Genomic DNA, 18,280 nt, shown 5'->3' with positions numbered 1-18,280 from the left:
AGCGAATAAAAAAATGGGAGACCTAGTCAGATCTCCCATTTTCCTACTTAATCTTCTGAGGGGATGATGAATTCCTCCAGGTTATTTTGAAAGAAAATCTTCCCGGAAAGTCTTCTCAATTCTATCTCCTGCTCTTTGATATTGAAAATAGAAGTGATTAATCTGTTCTGCGCTGTGAGTAAATTGACCTGAGCATCCCGGAATTCGAGGTAGCCAGATATCCCTAACCGAAAGCGTTCCAAGGCAATTTCAGTACTCTCTTTGGCGGTTTGGTAATTTCTTTTTTCTACTTCCAACAGATTCTTATTGGTCTGGTAAGTATTGTAGGCACGGTGAATGTCAGATTTCAGCTGAATCTCCAACTGGTCTGTGGCAAAAGATTGAATCTTCTCCTGCACTTTAGCATTTTGAATCCTTCGATTGAGACTCAATCCATTAAAAATATTGATGGTGATATTCCCGCCACCATTGAATCCCTCGCGTTGATTCTGAAGAAGAAAGCCAGCGTCGGAATTTGAGGTATTGTTCACATAGTTTCCATTCAAATTCAACACAGGAAATCTGGAAACTCTCAACTCTTTCATCTGAAGAAAAGCAACATTCTCTGCACGCTGGGCGATCAAAAGATCTTTGTTATTGGTAAATGCATTTTCTTCCAGGTCAATCAAGTATAAGGGGTCTCCAACCAAAATGGTGTCATTTACGATAAAGTTTGTGCCAGCATCCAGCGCCATAAGCTCATTGAGATTCACCCGGGCATTTTGGATGACTTGATCCTGCGTAAGTAGCAGCGTCAAATCTGAGTTGTAATCAACCTGAGCGGTGAGGAAATCACGTTTTCCTGCCCCTCCCAATTCGTATTGTGCCTCTGCTATATCCAGCCTGGCCTGGCTGAGTTCCAGTGTATTTTTCAAAACTTCGTACCGCTGAAGCTCGAGTACCAACCTATAATAGGCCGATGAAATGCTAGCTACAGTATTTTCCACCACTACCTTGGTCTCCAATTCTGAGATTTCGGTGAGCTGGCCCAGGCGCTTCATGACTACAAAACTTTCAGGCCTAAAGCCATAAATAGCGGCTAGAGAAAAGTTTTCATTTCTTGATTTTGCATCATTGATCAGTCTTGGCTCAGGATCGTTGACAAACCTCTGCTCCACATCCTCGGTACTGTAACTTCTCAAATAAGTAGCATCCAATCTCGGCATGAAGAGTTCACCGCTGCTTATCTTTTCATCGCCTTCTCTGAGTGTCACCGTTTCCACAGCGATTTTCACCTGAAGGTTATTCTCCAGCCCAAGCTGAATAGCTCGCTCGAGATCAAGAGACTCGTTACTTTGGGCGTATAGGTGTGTTCCAAAAATGCTCAATAAGAGCAATAGACTAAGCTTTTTCATTAAATTCTGGCTAATCTTCCTTCTTTGGAAGTGAGATAAGTGTAAATAGCTGGGATCACAAAAAGCGTCAAAATAGTCGCAAAGGCTAATCCTCCAATAACTGCTGCACCCATCGGTACTCGGCTTTCGGCTCCAGCACCAAGTCCAAGAGCAATAGGCAAAATCCCCAGAATCGTTGACAAACTAGTCATCAGGATAGGTCGGAATCTGGCAACAGCTGCACCGTAGATAGCTTCGTGAATTGACATTCCGGTTGCTTTTCGTTGGTTCGCAAATTCAACGATCAAAATACCATTTTTGGTCACCAAGCCTATGAGCATGATGATCCCGATTTGGCTGAAGATATTAAGTGTATATCCAAAAAACCACAAGGTAAACAGCGCTCCAAAGAGAGCCAGTGGTACAGTAAACATGATCGTCAGTGGATCCAAAAAGCTTTCAAATTGAGCAGATAGAACCAAATAGATCAGAACCAACGCAAATAAAAAGGCAAATAATAAGCTGTTTGAGCTTTCTCTGAATTCCTTGGAAGGACCAGAAACATCGGTAGTGAAGGAGTCGTCAAGAACCTCAGCCGCTATTCTATCCATTTCTTTCAGTCCATCCCCTATGGTATATCCTTCTGCTAAGTTTGCAGAAACAGTTCCTGCTACGAAACGATTGAATCTATACAATTGTGGTGGAGTGCTTTTCTCGGTAACTGACACCAGATTATCCAACTGTACTAATGAGCCATTCTCAGCTCTGACGTAAAGCATACGGAGATTAATCGGTTCATTTCTATCTTCCAGCCTCATTTCACCCACCACTTGGTATTGTTTTCCGTTTTTGATGAAATAAGCAAAGCGCTGTCCAGAATACGACAACTGAAGTGTCCTTGCTATTTCCTGTATGGAAACCCCAATATTTCTCGCTTTTTCTCGGTCTATTTCTATCTCCAGTTCAGGTTTGGTGAACTTCAAATTAATATCAGAGAAAATAAAGACTTCACTTTTACCCACTTCATTCATAAAAGTTGGAATCACTTCTTTGAGCTTGTCCAGCGTAGGTGCTTGAAGCACATATTGTACAGGGAGTCCACCGCGGCTATCCCCTATGGATTGTGCCTGAGAGGCGAAAGCCTTGACGCCAGTGTAGCTTTTCAATTTCTGATTGATCTCATTGAAATATTCCCCTTGGGTCTTTTCTCTATTTTCGGCATCCGAGAGAATAAACCTAATAAAACCTGAGTTAGTGCTGGATGACCCGAAACCTGGAGAGGTCACTGATACCAATCCCTTGACATCTTCCTTAGGAAAAGTCGTCTTGAAATCCTCTATCATCTGATCGATGACCTGGTCCATATAGCCAAACGTAGCTCCTTCCGGTCCACTCATCCGAATGACAATCTCACCTCTGTCTTCTGTGGGAGCCAATTCCGTTGGAATTGCTTCAAAAAGCCAATAGATCCCAAAACCCATCCCAGCTACCAACAAGAAGGCAACCCAGCGAAACTGCATAAACCAGGAAAGTGCTGCATCATACTTATTATTGATCCAAACAAACCCAGGTTCGGTAAAATTGTAAAAGCGGTTATGCTTTTCTCTTCTCTTCAACAGTTTGGAACTCAGCATTGGAGTCATGGTCAATGCCACGAAAGAAGATATAATCACCGCTCCAGCTACTACGATTCCAAACTCCCGGAATAGTCTTCCCGTCGTTCCGGTCAAAAAGATCACTGGAAGGAATACTGCTGCTAGCGCTACAGTGGTGGCTATTACGGCAAAGAAAATCTCTTCAGAACCTTGTTCTGCTGCTTCTTGGGGTTTTTCTCCTTTTTCTATTCTAGAGTAAATATTCTCCAGCACCACAATCGCATCATCGACGACAAGTCCGATAGAGAGTACTATCCCAAGAAGTGTCAGCACATTGATGGAAAAATCCATTAGGTACATGATAAAGAATACCCCAATCAAAGAAATAGGAATGGTGAGAACAGGGATGAAGGTAGTCCGCCAGTCCCTAAGAAAAAGGAAGATAATCGCTACCACGAGGATGAAAGCTGTAATAATTGTCTCCTGCACTTCTGAGATAGAACTACGGATATATTTGGTAGTATCAAATCCTATTTCAAGGCCTACATCTGCTGGCAAATCTTTCTTGATAAATTCCAATCGACGATAAAACTCATCTGCGATCTCAATGCTATTTGAACCCGGAAGCGGAACTAGAACCACGCCCACCATAGGCACTCCATCGCGCTTCAGGATACTTCGCTCATTTAAAGCGGCCAGTTCGGCTTTTCCAATATCCTGAAAACGAACAATGTTATTCTGATCTTCTTTGATGATCAGGTCATTGAATTCTTGCGGAGTACTTAATCGACTTTTGGTTCGAACGGATAGCTCGATCGTCTCACCTTCTATTTTTCCAGATGGTAGTTCTACGTTTTCACTTTGCACTTTAGACAATACGTCCAGTGGAGTAACACCATAAGAAGCCATTTTGAGCGGATCCATCCTGAGGCGGATTGCATATTCTTTTTCTCCCCAGATCTGAATTCTACTTACTCCGGGGATAGTCTGAAGTCGCTCTTTGAATATATTCTCTGCGATGTCTGAGAGATCCAAGAGGCTTCTTTCGTCGCTTTTCACATTCAAAAATACGATAGGCTGAGAATCTGCATCAGCTTTAGAAACCACGGGAGGCTCTGCGTCTGGTGGAAGGTTTCGCTGTGCGCCGGATACTTTGTCACGTACGTCATTGGCTGCGGCCTCGAGATCTGCACCTACATCAAATTCTACTGTAATACTACTGCTCCCATCATTACTCGTAGAGGTAAGGGACTTTATTCCTTGAATGCCATTAATGGCTTCCTCGAGAGGCTCCGTGATCTGGGCTTCGATCACATCAGCGTTAGCACCTACATAGGATGTGCGTACATTGATGACAGGGGGATCCACACTTGGAAACTCTCTAATACCAAGAAGTGAGATTCCTATGGCACCGAAAAGCATGATGACTAAGGACATCACTATAGCCAAAACTGGCCTACTGATACTTACTTTGGATAAACTCGCCATCTTAATTGATTTGAGTGAATTCTACAGGTGTACCCGTTCTTGCTTGTAATACCCCAGTGGTAAAAACCAGATCTCCAACCTCCAAACCACTCGTGATCTGAACATGTGTATCTGTACGTGTACCGATCTGTACCTTGCGTTCTTCTGCTTTATTATCAGCACCTACTACGAATACTTTATAGCCCTGCAATTCAGGAATTACAGATTCTGAAGGAACCATTAGAGCATTTTCAGTCTCGCCCAGTACGAAGCGAATCCTGACAAACATCCCTGGTAGATATTTCCTTTCTTTATTTGGACTTTCTGCCCTCAATTTCAGAGTTCGGGTAGCCGCATCGATTTGAGGTTCAAAAGCATACACTTTCCCTTCTACCTCTTCAGGAGAAGATTCATTGGTAAAATAAATAGTGGAACCAACAGTCACCTGATTGGCATAGCGCTCGGGAATGGAGAATTCGATCTTGACGGGATCGATGTTGACAAAATTTGCGATGACATCACTAGTGCCTATCACCGACCCTTCGCTGACTTGTCTCAATCCCAATATCCCGTTGAAAGGAGCTCTTATCACCGTTTTGGAGAGCTGTGCTTCCACCAGTTTCAAGTCTGACAAGGTTGTGTTGTATTGATTGAGTACGATATCATACTCTTCTTGACTGATTGCTTCTCTAGCCAGTAGTTGCTTCTGTCTGTTCTCCTGCGATTCAAAAAGCTTCTGGGTATATTCCAGTCGCTGGAATTGAGCTTGAAGTTCATCATCGTTCAAGTAAAGTAGAGGAGTTCCTTTGGTCACAAACTCACCTTCTTTGAAAGCAATTCTAGTAATTAACCCCGATATTTCAGATCTAAGATCCACTGATTCGTTCGGTATAATGGTCCCTGTGATAGAAAGCTGGTTTCTCAATGTTTCTTTTTCAAGCTTCACTACTTTCACTGGTAAAGTTGTAGCTGCACCTGGGCCTGCTCCGGTCGATGTTGCACCAGCTTCGTTACTCTTGCGACTGTCCAGTCTAGGGTAAAAATAGGCAGCGGCCACGATTAGAATAACCGCAATAATCAAAATGGTCTTTGTCTGTTTTTTCATTTGTTTATTCTTGCTTTACATATTCAGATGAAATCTTGCTAGGCGGTCAATCAATTCATTGATTTGAAGATCAATAGCTGCTCAATTACATCAAGAAAAATAGTAGGCTTTTTAGGTTTGATTTTGGAGAAATGCAATGGATAGCTGGTTGAATTCGATAGGCCTTTCCACATTTACAACATGGCCACACTTTTTCAAAATATTCAGCACGGAACTTTTGTGTGTTTTGATAATCTTTTTAACAGGCTCCAAAAACATAATATCCTGATCACCCATGACATATAAGGTGGGAATCCCTAAATCAGATTCTTTGAAATACCTAAGCAAGGGATTAATATCCTTGGTCAATCTAAACCAGCGAATGAATTCTTTCTGGCATAGCTTCTGGGCTTCTCGGATAAATAAATTGCGAGACTCTGCATGTTGCTTCCGAGGCATGATCACGAAAGCAAACAGTTTGTACAGCCACATGTAAGGAATCACTCGCTTAAATGCATTACCCAGGTTGACTAAAATCCTGGATTTTACCGTGAGTCGAGTCACTGCTCCTGCCAACACTAAAGACTTCACTCTATGCCGTTCTAATTCAGCTAATTGTCTGACGATAATAGTCCCAAGGGAAACTCCCATGAAATGGGCAGGTGGAGTCTGTAAATGGTCGAGGACTTCTATCACATCCGAGGTGACACTTTCAAAAGTATAGTCCTCATTGTAAATCGCTTGTGATAAATCAGCTGATCTTCCATGGCCCCTGAGATCGATGAGAAGCAGGTTAAATTTTTCACTGAAATCCTTTAACTGCTTGAACCAAACCGCAGAAGATCCTCCAGCCCCATGTATAAACACGACCCATTCCGTACTCGTAGGATGTGAGAAAATTTTGTAATACAACATGGTAGGTTAACCTTTGAGCTAAGAGTAAGGTTCTGAGTTGTCAAAAATAACTGAGAATACTCAGGAAGAAATAATAAAACTTACTGATGGCAAATCTATCCTATCAATGGGAAAAATTTGGGATGCAATTGATAAAAAAGGTCTGAATTCAGGGTGAAATCAGACCTCTTCTATAAAGGAAATTTGCCAGGACCCATCACAATTCCCAGCCAACGGTGGTTTGGATGACATAATCCAGCTTAGCAGCATCAGCCACTGGTTGGTTATCAAAGTTCATAGTCGTACCTACCTTCACATAGAAGTCAGACAAAAAATCATATTTTAGGTCTAGCTTAAAATCTGTTCTGAATCGCTTAGACTCTGTGATACTCGGGTAGGCCATAACACTGGTGAGCAGGTTCAAATCACCGATGTCATAGAGATTAAGTTCTGTTCCTAGCATTATTTCCCCAGAGTTTCCTGAGGGAGTATCATCGAAATAAGATTCCGAGTTTAAGTTGAGACCAGCCTGAAACCCGAAGTATGTTTTGTTGGTATGGATGACATATTTACCCAAACCAATCTGATTACCCACACGGCTTTTGATGAGCTGTTCGGTATTTGATAGGAAGGTGAAATTGTAAAGTAAAAACCAATCTCTGGGTAGAAAGTAATTGAATGCAACACTGGCATCGGTACGTTTTACATCTTCTACATCATCTTGAGTGGATCTAATGGAGTTAAAAGATGAAGTTATCTTCCATCGATCCGCTAGATACCCCAATCCACTTCTCATGTTCAGCTGTTTGAGGTTATTGGCACGAGTGAGGCTCCATCCAAAATCTATATTTGCAGAAAGCCTGCTCCAAAATCCCTCGTCTAGTGCATTGAGGTAAACTACTTCCGCCAAACGTATTACCTCCTTGCCGCCGATCGGTTGTTCTGTAGTATCCTTTTTTCCGCGAATGCTTCGGATGAAACTTTCCGGATTGTACGTGTCTATCTCAGCTTGAAGGCTATCCATACTATTTAACGTGCCGTTGTACCGCTTGCCATTAGAAAGGGTGATGAGATAATTGGTTCTCGAAGTTATTTTTTTGATTTCCCCCCAGGTGATTTTGAAATCAGAATCAGAATAATCTGTCTCAATAGTCAAAACTCCCTTGTCCATGCTTTTGATCTCTCCTACGATGAGGTTGCCATTGCTTAATAAAAGGGAGTCGGTCTGTGCCAAAATTGAAGCAGAGGCTCCGAAAAGAAGAAGTACAAACAATATAAGTCTTTGCATATGATTGAAGTTTCAGACCTAAAAATAAGTAATTACCCTTCTAGACAAAAGAAAAAAGCATCCCCTTTTGAGGGATGCTTTTAGATGTAGATAAATTATTGTCTTAGAAAATGTATCTCAAACCAAACTGCATACTCCAGGTAGTACCGAAGTTACTAGCATTCTGGAAAGGAGTAGTTGGAAGTTCACCAGAAACTCTGTTCATGTTGAAAGTCGGAGTTTGTGTAGCATTTCTTCCTGTTCTAGAAAGTAGATTCTGCGCACCGTTAAGATTTTCTTGGATTCCCCAATCGCTATTAAGTAAGTTTCCAAAGTTCACAATGTCCAAACTTACCTGTATAGTGTTTCTTCTTTCACCGATGTTAGTAAAGATATCTTGAAGAATTCTTACATCGAATCTGTTCAACCAAGGTGTAACGAAAGCATTTCTTGGCACATATTGGCCTCTGTACTGCTCAAGGTCGTTATCAGCCACAAACTTATCAAAAGCTGCCGCTTGCTGTGCCGCTGTGATAGGTGCCCCGCCATTAGATCCAGGGATTTCAGCAAAGGTTATGCTGTTTGTATTCTCAGGGATGAACAATAAATCTGCATTGATACCATCTCCATTGAAGTCGTTTCCATACGTGTAAGAGAATCTATTTTGATTCGAAGCATTATAGTAAACACCTACTGAAGTTGCAAAATGTCTTGCATATTCTATTCTGTAGGTCATATTGGCAACGATTCTATGAGGAACTGCAAAGTTGGAGATGTTCAACATCTGCTCATTTGGGCTATTGATGTTTGGACTAGCACCCCAAGCAGAGTTAGCTGAAGAACCGGAGTTTGCACTTACTTCCTTAGCTTCTGAGTAAGTATAGTAAACGCTACCAGAAAGCCCCTTGAAGTCAGGAACTAATAAACCTACTGTAGCACTGAAAGCATACCCTTTGATATCTGTATTAGTCAAGATAGTTGCATTGTTCGCAGGTATAGCCGAATTGTACTGAGCATCGCTCGGCTTCAGGATAATTTCTCTATCATCTCCTTCTACATAATTCATTTTATTTGGAGATTCTTTTCTATTCGCTCCAAACTGGAAGGCTGCGTTGATATCTCTTGTATAAAGAAGGTCAGTGGTTAACACAAATGGCGAATTGCCCAATTGGTAATCAGCACCTAAGCTAGATCTCCATACAGAAGGCATTCTAAAGTCTCTATCAACTAAAGCGAAGGAGTTTGGTGCACCTGCATTAGGACTAGTGATGAACACACTCTCACCTCCAGCAGGAGGATTCTCCACGTAGTAATATCTTTCAGGCTGGAAAGTAATATTGCCAATCCAAGGCGCTACTTCTGCATAGCTTCCTGGCTCTACTGTATTCTGAAGTACTCCTGCACCAGTTGGCATATTGGTCAACCATACAAATGGAACTCTACCCGTGAAAATACCTGTTCCGCCCCTTACGATAAGACTTCTATCGCCTAGTACGTCATAGTTGAATCCTACTCGTGGAGAAAGCATAATTCTTGATTTTGGCCAGTTGCCAGAATCATAGTTCTTAGGCTGTCCATCTGTATCTAATAACGTTAGATCGTTGATTGATTCGTTTGGTGTCAATTCATTCATGTAGATTGGAAGCTCTGCTCTCAATCCAAGTGTAACTGACAACTTATCATTTACAGCAATTTTATCTTGTGCATAAAGTGAAGCTAATCCAAAGTTTACTCTAGCGTAAGTCTCTTGGCCTTCATATGGGTAAGTCAAACCAAACATGATAGGAGCAACTTCATTAGGTGTACCTGTGGTCAAGAAGTCTTCTACAGAAGCATATCTGTAGTAAGAGGTACCCATTCTGGTAAAGCTGTTACCAAATTTCTGTACTTCGAACGCTGCACCTGCAGTGACTGTGTGTTTACCCTCAATGTAGGTAAGGTTATTAATGAACGAGAAGTTATCGTTGATCACATCATTATTGAAAGAAAACAACTCAGTACCAGCACTGATATAGTTTCTAGTTCCATCACCTCTACCACCATCCCAGATATCCACCATAGGGAAAAGCTGACTGCTTGGAGTTGTTCTTTTATCCTGAATCTTAGAATAAGTAAATAAGAACTGATTAGAGATTTTAGGACTGAAAAATGAGTTTAATTCAGCGGTGATAGATCTCACGGAGTTTTCAAATCCATAAGCTGAATTCTCAAATGCCATGGAGTTCTGACTCACTCTGTTTGCATCGTTAGGAGTTCTAGGTCTTGGACCAGATGAACCATTGGTTATTTGATTCGAAATACCAACTACTTGGTTATATCTCACGGCTAGCTTATGCTTATCACTGATATTCCAATCTACTCTAGCTAGGAATTTCGTGTTGTATTGCTCAGCTTCATTTGCGTAGCCTTCGTATCTGCCTGGATCGTAACCCCAAACATTACGTAAGTGACTCTGTACCGCTTCCATTTCTGAACGCCTCACTCTAGTGATGTTGTTTTCAGCGTCAGCTACTCCATTCTCCGAAGGTCTCCAAAGGTTTGCTCCAGAAGCGTTAGCACCTGTTTCATTTTCTCTTTCCGCATTGACGAAGAAGAAAAGTTTGTTTTTGATGATGGGGCCACCTAGTCTGAAACCAAAGTTTTTAGTACCCGCATCTACAGGCTGTAATTCATTATCACCGATTTTCGTGCCCTGCAAATCTTGGTTTTTGGTGAAATAGTAAGCAGAACCGGTAAGTGTGTTGGTACCGCTACGAGTTACAGCATTAATACCTGCACCTGTGAAACCACTCTGAGTCACATCAAAAGGAGCAATATTTACAGAAATTGCCTCGATTGCGTCCAAAGAGATTGGCTGAGCATTGCCACCTGGAAGTGGGTTACCACTAAGACCGAATCCGTTATTAAAGTTTGCACCGTCAACCTGCAGGTTGTTATATCTAGAGTCACGACCAGCGAAAGAAGTTCCGTTGGCCTGAGGTGTCAATCGGGTAAACTCAGTTACCGATCTGTTAATCTGAGGAAGATCAGTCAATTGCTTGGTAGAGATACTAGTAGAAGTACCTGTTCTGTTCGAATCGAATTCACCTGATCTGGAAGCAGCGATAAGTACCTCGCCTAGTTCCGTGCTATCATCGTTAAGAGTCGCAGAAAGCTGATAAGGCTCTCCTAATCTCAAGACTACATTACTGAAAGAAGCTGCCTGATAACCGATAAAGCTAACCTGAATTGTGTATGGCCCACCAATTCTCATGTTTGGAATAGTAAATCTACCATCCAAATTCGTCACTGCACCATATCGAGTCCCAGAAGGCTCATGCGTAGCGACCACGTTTGCACCAGGAAGAGTCTCTCCAGATGCATCTACCACTAACCCTACTACGGAACTCGTGGTTACCTGTGCTTGAGACACACTTACAGCAGCAAGAGCTACTAAGAGAAGTGACATCAAACTTTTAAGTAAATTTTGCCTCATAATTTGTACGATTTGATATAAGTTGATTTTTGATTAATCCCTGCAAAGGTAATTTGGCCCTGCTTAACGGCTGAGTACAGAATGTTAAGTTTCACGCTACAAATTTCACAAAATTTAACTATATCTTAATACAGAAAGTTGAATAAAATTCTGCCTCAGTCACAAAAACATTTATTTATATGTCAGGTGCCCTATAAAATCATCCCTACTTTAGAATAAAATTTCATATTGGATAAAACCCGTGGTTTCCGAAAACACCTTCTTTTGCCAGATTAAATTTTGATATTTCATACATTTCGAAAAATTAATTCACGTTAATAAACTCTATCAAAACTATCATCTCCTTGAAAAAAAAAGACATCCTCTGGCTTTACTTGTTTTTGTTTGCCGCCCTTACCGATATAGCATTTATTCTTGAAGGCAATGACGACTTAAGATTTTTCTCCAAACCATTGATTATTTTAGGTTTAGCTGCTTATTTCTACCAAATCACCCGACCTATCTCCTCCACCCTACTTGCCAAATCAATTCTAGGGGCATTAATTTTCTCCTGGATCGGAGATGTTCTATTGTTGTGGGATCATCTGTTTATTTATGGAATTGGCGCTTTTCTGATGGCTCATATTTGCTACATCATAGGATTCAGAATAGCTCAAAAAGCCCCTGATTCACTTCTGAATGTGAATTTCATAAAATCATTTTTTTACAACCTTCCGATATACTTCCTAGCTGCCTTCGTGTTTTACCTTATCAATCCTAATCTTGGCACTTTAAAAATCCCGGTTATCGTCTATATTATCGTTATTGTGAGTATGGTTACCATTGCTCGAGAACGCTATGGCAAATGCAATCCTGCTTCCTTTTGGCAGATTTTCATCGGAGCATTTCTATTTTTTATGTCAGATGGGATTATCGCTATGAATAGATTCTATCAACCTATTCCTGATGCGGGAATCATCGTGATGGGCACCTACACCGTTGCCCAATTAATGATTATCATGGGTATTAGGTCACATATTTTACAACCAAAGATGAACTAACCAAGAACAAGTTCCTGTAGGGTTGAACAAGCTTTTGGGTCAGATTTATTGAAAAGTCAAAAGCTAAAATTATGTCTAAAAATGCTTGCCAATCCTATTCCAAAACCACCAAAACCATAAGCACCCGAGCTAGTTGTGCATAGTGTTTGCAGAATTTTTGGAAAAAGAGAATATGAAACTATCAAAAAATAAGTTCACCATTCTATCAGCAGTACTCTCTCTGGGTGTGGCTGCCCTTGCAAAAAACGCTGTGGACAACCGATATGAAGCATTTACCGGTGATCCAGCGCCTAAAAACCCGGAAACTGACCAAGCTTCTTTTGGAAAAGTCGTGCTTTATACTGCGATAACGGCCGCTGTAGGAATAACTGCGAAGCTCCTAGTGCGTAAATTTTTCACCAAACAGTGGAAAAAAATGGATGGAGAGGTGCCGAAGCATTTGAGGTAAAGCTGAGTTCATGTGGCATAAATGGTAAGAGAACCTACGGGTTAGACCTCATCCATTTTTATACTTGAGGAGATTTTACTATCGCCAGTTGCGCTAAAACGTGAGATGATAGTGCTCCGACTGATCTATGAATACGGATCACTAGTTTACACAGGATTTATCCACCCTGTCTTCAGCACTACGCCTCGCTTCAAATAGTTTTTTCTCGCACTTTCCCACTCTTTCCAATCTAGAGCGGAAAATTGACCCCCATTATCCCACTTCGATTCCATTTCAGCTACCTGATCCTGCAACGTGGCGGATCCATACCTTTTTGCAAAATAAGTAGCGCTTGGCTGCTCCAGATCCAGAGCATCTAGCCACCGATAAAGTTTGCTAGCTATGGATTTATCATCCTTCGATGCTAGTGACTTTTTAAACTCATGGAAATAATACAACTCTGAAGCTAAATAAGATGCTCTTCGCTTTTTCTGCATTGTGATCATTTTGCGCAGCACTCTAATAAGGAAAATGAAAACTAAAACTACCCCTACCGAAAGAGCAACAAATTTCTCCGGACTAATGCCAAGAATAGTGAATGGCTTATCTTCCAGAAGATCTTCTTTGGCAAGTTCATCCTGCTGTGCAGCGAGTGAATCACGGACACTAGCAAGCATTCCAAGGTCAGGATTGGGTTCAACTTGCACTCGTATTTCTTTTAGGGTTCGCTTATAGAGCTGATTGCGGTAGGGATTGTACCAGGTTAGTACCACTTCTGGAAACACAACCTCTCCTTCCTTTTCGAAGAGGTAGCTTATGTGATCTGTCCGCGAGGCGGAAATTTCAGTTTTGGTTTTATTGTTATTTACTTCGCTTCTTGAAGGATATAAACTCACGTGCTCCACACTATCCCAGGCAATGGGAGGAATTAATTCTGAGACCGTACCCGCGACGGTACGAGAAATCGAACGCTCCAGTACATCACCGACCTTTACCTTTTTGCCATCAGGGTTTCCAGCAATGCCAGTCCATCGCTCCGTTACACTCATGCCACTGGCAACGAGCCAGTCAGATTCTGAAAATTTCGATGGTCTTGGTTTTACACGAATTGGTTTTGGCTGGGTTTTTACAGTTTGCTTTCTACCCTTATATTCCCCTGGTGCTGGTGATTCTACCACTATATCCAGCTCGGGAAATGTGATGTCCTGTTCAGTATAGGGGAACACGTGATAAATTTGCTTCACTCCGGAATAGGTGACGCCGTCCTCTGTGTAGGATGTAGTTACAGGCCTGAAGTAAACCGTGAAAGCCCCATTTACTTTTATATTTCCAATATCCAGTCCTTGGGTAAACCACGTGGAAGTATATACTGAGATGGTTACCTCAATGGGCTGTCCTACATAAGCACTGTTTCGATCCAAGCTCACATCAGACCAGATATTTTGAGCTGGCGTCTTTGAGATTGTAAGAATCAGCATCAAAAATATCCCTAGCCAAATTCTACCACTTTCTCGCATCTGTTCTAGGTTTTAAACTGTCCTTTTTGACTTGATAAACAAATTTTCTCTGAAGAAAAAGTGAGGGATCGTCGTCCACTTTTCTCATCAAGACTTTACTGTTATCCGTATTCATAGAGCCTTTGATATCATCAGGCACCTCATCGAGCTCTTTTCCCTTTCGTATGTCTGTATTTACGGTTTCGGCAAGCCTTTCTTTTTTCATATCTTCTTTGGTTACTTCCTGACCTCCTCCACTCAAGTCTTCTTGACTATCATTTTGCTTGGTATTTGCCTGCTGATTGGGGTCAGCTTCCTGAGCATCCTTGGGATCTACTTCATTTTCTCCTCCAGAGAGGTGCTCCATCTTATCCTTACCGGCAGATGCCTGATCCATGGAGGGATCTAGCTCCTCCGCTGCTTCAAACGCGCCACGAGCTGCATCATAATCTCCATTTTGGTAATAGGCCAAGCCCAAATTATAAGCACCATAGGCTGAGGTGTCACTTTTGAACTGCTGGATTGCAGCCTCATAATTGCCTGCTTTGTAATACGCTACTCCTTTGCGTAAGGGATCTTCAAATTCCTCCGCAGCTGCTGTATAGTCTCCTTTATCAGCCAGCATCTGAGCCTGATAATCTTTGGTGTAACAGAGATCCTGAAATGATTTATCGGATGAACAGGAGGAAAACATTAGCACTACCACTCCATATAACACCCATCCTTTTCTGAACCAAAGCAGAAACAGCAATGTCATGGGAATTACAAGTAGCCATCCAGCATCTCTCCAATCGTCTTCCTTGTCTTCGGGCTGCGCAGTAAAGACAAGATTCTTTTTCACTTCATTGCTTATCAACTCCACATCACTGTCGTCAAGAGTCAGCATTCCCACCGTCACCTGATCCAAAGAATTTAGCTGGGCAAGGACATTTTGGTTCAACACAGAGCGCATAGTATTCCCCTCCTCATCCTTGATAACACCTCTACCGGAGGAAATGGGAATTTCAGCTCCCGCAGCGGTATTCATGGGTAGCAGTTGCACCGAATTTTCAGAATTCTGCACAAAATTGCGGATCAGTCCAAACTCTGGATCTCCTATATCATCGGAAAGAAGCAGTACTGTACCAGGCGCATCTGTGACGGACATAATTGTATCAGCCAGTGCAAGTGCTGATTCCAAATCTGAGCCAGGAATAGGCATCACATCTGGTCTGAGCCCATCTATATGACTACTGATAATGTCATAATCTTTGGTTAGCGGCACAATGACATGAGCTGTGCCTGCGAAGCCTACTAGCGCTATTCTTGCCTGCGGATTTTGCTTGATTAAATCTGAAATCTTGAATTTGGCACGCTCCAAACGTGTAGGCTGCAAATCGGTAGCCAGCATACTTTGGGACAAATCCAACAGGATAACCAAGGGGGTCTCCAGTTTTTGACCAGGTACCTGAACTTTCTTCCAGGTGGGACCAGCCAGACCAATAAGCCCCATGCTCATCGCAAGAAATCCGATGGTTTGCATCCATATTTTCATACGTTCATTCCCCTTCTGAATGACGAAAGGACGGAGATGCGGGGCAATCATGGATTTCCAAGATATTTCCTGTCTAATGCTTACTAAACTGATGAGTAGGATTAGCAACAGCGGAATAAACCCCCATAAAAAAACAGGCCTTAAAAAGTGAAATTCATGCCAATCGATCGGGAATAAATCAGCCATGAGTTACCTCCTCTCTTTTATTTCTCAGACCTTTAAATGCCTGGAAAAGACTTTGAAACAGCATCATAAGCATCATCAAACCAAGTGCTGCACCTAATGGATAATAGTATAATAAAGTTGTCGGCCGATTTTCCTCCTCTTCGTACTCTATCGGCTCCAATTGATCTACTTCTTGATAAATCTCCTGCAGCCTTTGTTCATCCTTTGCCTGGAAGTATTGCGCATCAGTCATATCTGCGATCTCCTGCAAAGTCTCTTCATCAAGATCCACTCCCACACCGGATGGATCGCCTATGCCTATAGTGTAGATTAGAATAGAATCATTTTTCGCCATATCTGCTGCATCTAAAGGAAGCACATCTGTACCTGAATCCACTCCATCAGTTAATAAAAGCATGACCTTAGACTCTATTGTATCCTTTTCAAATAACTGCACTCCTTTAGCTATAGCTTTTCCAATATTCGTCATTTGCCCTGCCATTCCTACATCAGCCTCATCTAGCAGTTGGTTTACCGTTTCCAAGTCAGGAGTGAATGGCACTTGTATATAGGCGCTACTGCCAAAGAATATCAATCCCATCCGATCCCCCTTGCGTTTTTCAATAAACTCATGCATAAGAACCTTCACTGCATCCCATCTCCGAACTTTCTCGCCATCGATTTCCCAGTCCTTCTGCGCCATACTGAAAGAAATATCTGCCACAATCAAAAAGTTTCTTGAGGTCTTTACCTTCATCTCCGGCTTTCCGACCAATTGGGGGGAGGCTAGTGAACTTAAAAGTAAGATCCATACGAGATATAGCACTATCCATGTGAATAAGCCTCTCCGTCTGACAAATGCGGACTTTCTAGGCTTTTCTCCTGTGTAACCCAATGCCTTTTCGTAGGTGGGCAGACGCAATGAAGCACTCCTAATCCGCAAAGCAGGCATCAACCAATAGACCAAAAATGGTAGTGGAAGAAGGATAAATGCCCAAGGATATGCTATTTCAAAATTAGCTGGCATGAGTACGCATCCATTTTTTAGCCTGTGACAAAATACTTTTTCTTATTGGTGCATCGGGCACAATATTCTGGTACAGCATCGCCTGAATTTGCTTTTCATAGCGCACTAATTCTACATGCTTGCCTGTTTTTTCTAGAAATGACAACCATTCCGCTCCATGAAGGTGAGCCACCTTCTCTCGTCCAAACACATCTATGGCCACTCTTTTTAAAATGACCAGAATTTTAGAGAATGCCTGTTGTTCGGATTGAAGTAAATCGAGCTCTTGAATTGCCTCTCTTCTATAGCGATTACCAAGATATTTTTTGATTAAAATAAAAATCACTACCAGGCTTATCAGCATCAATACTCCACCTAAAATGGTCCAACCAATCGTCTCGAAAGTAAATTCCACCGGAGGTGGTTCATATAATTTCCCTAAATCAGGAGGAGGAGCCTGATTGGTGTTTTTGGCAAGCGTATCTGTTTGATGAAAAATCATTTTCGCGCTTTTTTAAAAACTGACTTCATTTGCTCATCTATCGGTACTACCGTGTCCAGACTAATAATCGGAACGCGATGCTTTTTCATTTGGGCAGAAAAACTCTGGAAATCCTCATCAAATCCGGTTTGGAAACTTGAGCGTAACGTTTTCTTACCCCCATCCACTGTCACTTGGGTATCAAAATCACCAGCGACGAATTTAATTTTTGGAATATCTCGCTCGAGGGGATCAAAAACCTTCACCAATACCACATCATTATGCTGCGCTATCTGGCTGATAAAACGTGTAACATCCGGAGAATACCGATGAAAATCGGATATCAATACCACCAGGTAATCGTGGGTAACAATATTTCTGACTTTTTTACTAACTTCCTTTAATGTGTCTTGATAATCAGTGGAATGAGGTTTCGCCAAGTCATGGTTTCTGTTGACCACCTTTTCCAGAAACCTTAAAATATTCCTTCTGTCCCGCTTTGGCTGGATGATATCTATTCCGTCATCAGAAAAAACTATTCCACCTACCCGGTCGCCCTGCTTGAGTACTCTGAATGCGGCTATAGCTGCCAGCTCTGCTGCGACTACAGATTTGGTTCGGGACTTGGAGCCAAAAAACATTGAATTGGTCTGATCAACCACGATCATAGCTGGTTTTTCTTTTTCTTCAGTAAAAACCCGTGTATGAGTTTCCCGGGTACGGGCTGTTACTTTCCAGTCAATATTACGGATATCATCTCCCTGCACATAATGTCTGGTTTCTTCAAAATCCAAACCTCTTCCTCTCAATTTTGACTCATGGCGACCACCTAAAATACTTTTCACCTTTTGCTTTCGGGCTATCAAGGAGAAAAACTGCGCATGACGCTCCATTCCCAGCAACTCTTTCAGAGAGGTAAAAATTTGGGAAGGAAATGAATTAGCATTATTCATAGCTTTTTGCCTTAGTAGGAAAT

The 18,280-nt window shown here is 41.9% G+C and carries 13 protein-coding genes; 2 read left to right on the top strand and 11 right to left on the bottom strand.

Going from position 1 to position 18,280, the window contains the following annotated elements; translation table 11 throughout:
• Positions 1–47: 47 nt before the first annotated feature.
• The 6 genes from ABJH64_RS09075 to ABJH64_RS09050 form a co-directional block, all read right to left on the bottom strand.
• Positions 48–1,394, bottom strand: coding sequence for a TolC family protein (locus tag ABJH64_RS09075; RefSeq protein ID WP_348274354.1), 1,347 nt, complete (start codon positions 1,392–1,394; stop codon positions 48–50).
• On the bottom strand, positions 1,394–4,456 hold the full coding sequence (locus ABJH64_RS09070) for an efflux RND transporter permease subunit (RefSeq protein WP_348274353.1): 3,063 nt from the start codon (positions 4,454–4,456) through the stop codon (positions 1,394–1,396). The genes ABJH64_RS09075 and ABJH64_RS09070 overlap by 1 nt, the downstream gene beginning before the upstream one ends.
• Position 4,457: 1 nt before the next feature.
• On the bottom strand, positions 4,458–5,540 hold the full coding sequence (locus ABJH64_RS09065; protein ID WP_348274352.1) for an efflux RND transporter periplasmic adaptor subunit: 1,083 nt from the start codon (positions 5,538–5,540) through the stop codon (positions 4,458–4,460).
• 111 nt (positions 5,541–5,651) lie between these two features.
• Entirely contained in the window at positions 5,652–6,434 is a 783-nt protein-coding gene (locus tag ABJH64_RS09060; protein ID WP_348274351.1) for an alpha/beta hydrolase, read from the bottom strand.
• A 196-nt stretch (positions 6,435–6,630) separates the two neighbouring features.
• Entirely contained in the window at positions 6,631–7,701 is a 1,071-nt protein-coding gene (locus ABJH64_RS09055) for a DUF481 domain-containing protein (RefSeq protein ID WP_348274350.1), read from the bottom strand.
• 103 nt (positions 7,702–7,804) lie between these two features.
• On the bottom strand, positions 7,805–11,128 hold the full coding sequence (locus ABJH64_RS09050; protein ID WP_348358165.1) for a carboxypeptidase regulatory-like domain-containing protein: 3,324 nt from the start codon (positions 11,126–11,128) through the stop codon (positions 7,805–7,807).
• Between the two features lie 371 nt (positions 11,129–11,499).
• On the opposite strand from ABJH64_RS09050, the gene ABJH64_RS09045 reads away from it, so the two are divergent.
• Both ABJH64_RS09045 and ABJH64_RS09040 read left to right on the top strand, forming a co-directional pair.
• Positions 11,500–12,195: a lysoplasmalogenase gene (locus tag ABJH64_RS09045; protein WP_348274892.1), complete on the top strand. Its 696-nt coding sequence runs from the start codon at positions 11,500–11,502 to the stop codon at positions 12,193–12,195.
• Positions 12,196–12,367: 172 nt separating this feature from the next.
• Positions 12,368–12,643, top strand: coding sequence for a DUF4235 domain-containing protein (locus tag ABJH64_RS09040; RefSeq protein ID WP_348274891.1), 276 nt, complete (start codon positions 12,368–12,370; stop codon positions 12,641–12,643).
• Between the two features lie 146 nt (positions 12,644–12,789).
• Here ABJH64_RS09040 and ABJH64_RS09035 read toward each other — a convergent pair whose 3' ends face one another.
• Genes ABJH64_RS09035 through ABJH64_RS09015 form a run of 5 tightly spaced genes read right to left on the bottom strand, consistent with a single transcriptional unit; the run spans position 12,790 to position 18,257 of the window.
• Positions 12,790–14,139, bottom strand: a complete 1,350-nt coding sequence (locus ABJH64_RS09035) for a BatD family protein (RefSeq protein ID WP_348299058.1) — start codon at positions 14,137–14,139, stop codon at positions 12,790–12,792.
• A complete protein-coding gene (locus ABJH64_RS09030) occupies positions 14,123–15,838 on the bottom strand; it encodes a VWA domain-containing protein (RefSeq protein WP_348274889.1) in 1,716 nt (571 codons plus the stop codon). Before ABJH64_RS09030 ends, ABJH64_RS09035 begins: the two co-directional genes overlap by 17 nt.
• Positions 15,831–16,844, bottom strand: a complete 1,014-nt coding sequence (locus ABJH64_RS09025; protein ID WP_348274888.1) for a VWA domain-containing protein — start codon at positions 16,842–16,844, stop codon at positions 15,831–15,833. Before ABJH64_RS09025 ends, ABJH64_RS09030 begins: the two co-directional genes overlap by 8 nt.
• Positions 16,834–17,325 (bottom strand): DUF4381 domain-containing protein, encoded by a 492-nt coding sequence (locus tag ABJH64_RS09020; RefSeq protein ID WP_348274887.1) that lies wholly within the window; start codon positions 17,323–17,325, stop codon positions 16,834–16,836. Before ABJH64_RS09020 ends, ABJH64_RS09025 begins: the two co-directional genes overlap by 11 nt.
• Complete coding sequence (locus tag ABJH64_RS09015; RefSeq protein ID WP_348274886.1) at positions 17,322–18,257, bottom strand: DUF58 domain-containing protein; 936 nt, start codon at positions 18,255–18,257, stop codon at positions 17,322–17,324. The genes ABJH64_RS09020 and ABJH64_RS09015 overlap by 4 nt, the downstream gene beginning before the upstream one ends.
• Positions 18,258–18,280: the final 23 nt, after the last annotated feature.

The sequence above is a fragment of the Algoriphagus sp. genome, assembly GCF_039969895.1.
Taxonomy (GTDB): Bacteria; Bacteroidota; Bacteroidia; order Cytophagales; family Cyclobacteriaceae; genus Algoriphagus.
Note: the sequence above shows the minus strand (reverse complement) of the source record. Positions and strands in the feature narration are given on the sequence as shown.

Coding starts and splice junctions, on each gene's coding strand:
- ABJH64_RS09075 (WP_348274354.1), bottom strand. CDS start 1,394: ATGAAAAAGCTTAGTCTATTGCTCTTATTGAGCATTTTTGGAACACAC.
- ABJH64_RS09070 (WP_348274353.1), bottom strand. CDS start 4,456: ATGGCGAGTTTATCCAAAGTAAGTATCAGTAGGCCAGTTTTGGCTATA.
- ABJH64_RS09065 (WP_348274352.1), bottom strand. CDS start 5,540: ATGAAAAAACAGACAAAGACCATTTTGATTATTGCGGTTATTCTAATC.
- ABJH64_RS09060 (WP_348274351.1), bottom strand. CDS start 6,434: ATGTTGTATTACAAAATTTTCTCACATCCTACGAGTACGGAATGGGTC.
- ABJH64_RS09055 (WP_348274350.1), bottom strand. CDS start 7,701: ATGCAAAGACTTATATTGTTTGTACTTCTTCTTTTCGGAGCCTCTGCT.
- ABJH64_RS09050 (WP_348358165.1), bottom strand. CDS start 11,128: ATGTCACTTCTCTTAGTAGCTCTTGCTGCTGTAAGTGTGTCTCAAGCA.
- ABJH64_RS09040 (WP_348274891.1), top strand. CDS start 12,368: ATGAAACTATCAAAAAATAAGTTCACCATTCTATCAGCAGTACTCTCT.
- ABJH64_RS09035 (WP_348299058.1), bottom strand. CDS start 14,139: ATGCGAGAAAGTGGTAGAATTTGGCTAGGGATATTTTTGATGCTGATT.
- ABJH64_RS09030 (WP_348274889.1), bottom strand. CDS start 15,838: ATGGCTGATTTATTCCCGATCGATTGGCATGAATTTCACTTTTTAAGG.
- ABJH64_RS09025 (WP_348274888.1), bottom strand. CDS start 16,844: ATGCCAGCTAATTTTGAAATAGCATATCCTTGGGCATTTATCCTTCTT.
- ABJH64_RS09020 (WP_348274887.1), bottom strand. CDS start 17,325: ATGATTTTTCATCAAACAGATACGCTTGCCAAAAACACCAATCAGGCT.
- ABJH64_RS09015 (WP_348274886.1), bottom strand. CDS start 18,257: ATGAATAATGCTAATTCATTTCCTTCCCAAATTTTTACCTCTCTGAAA.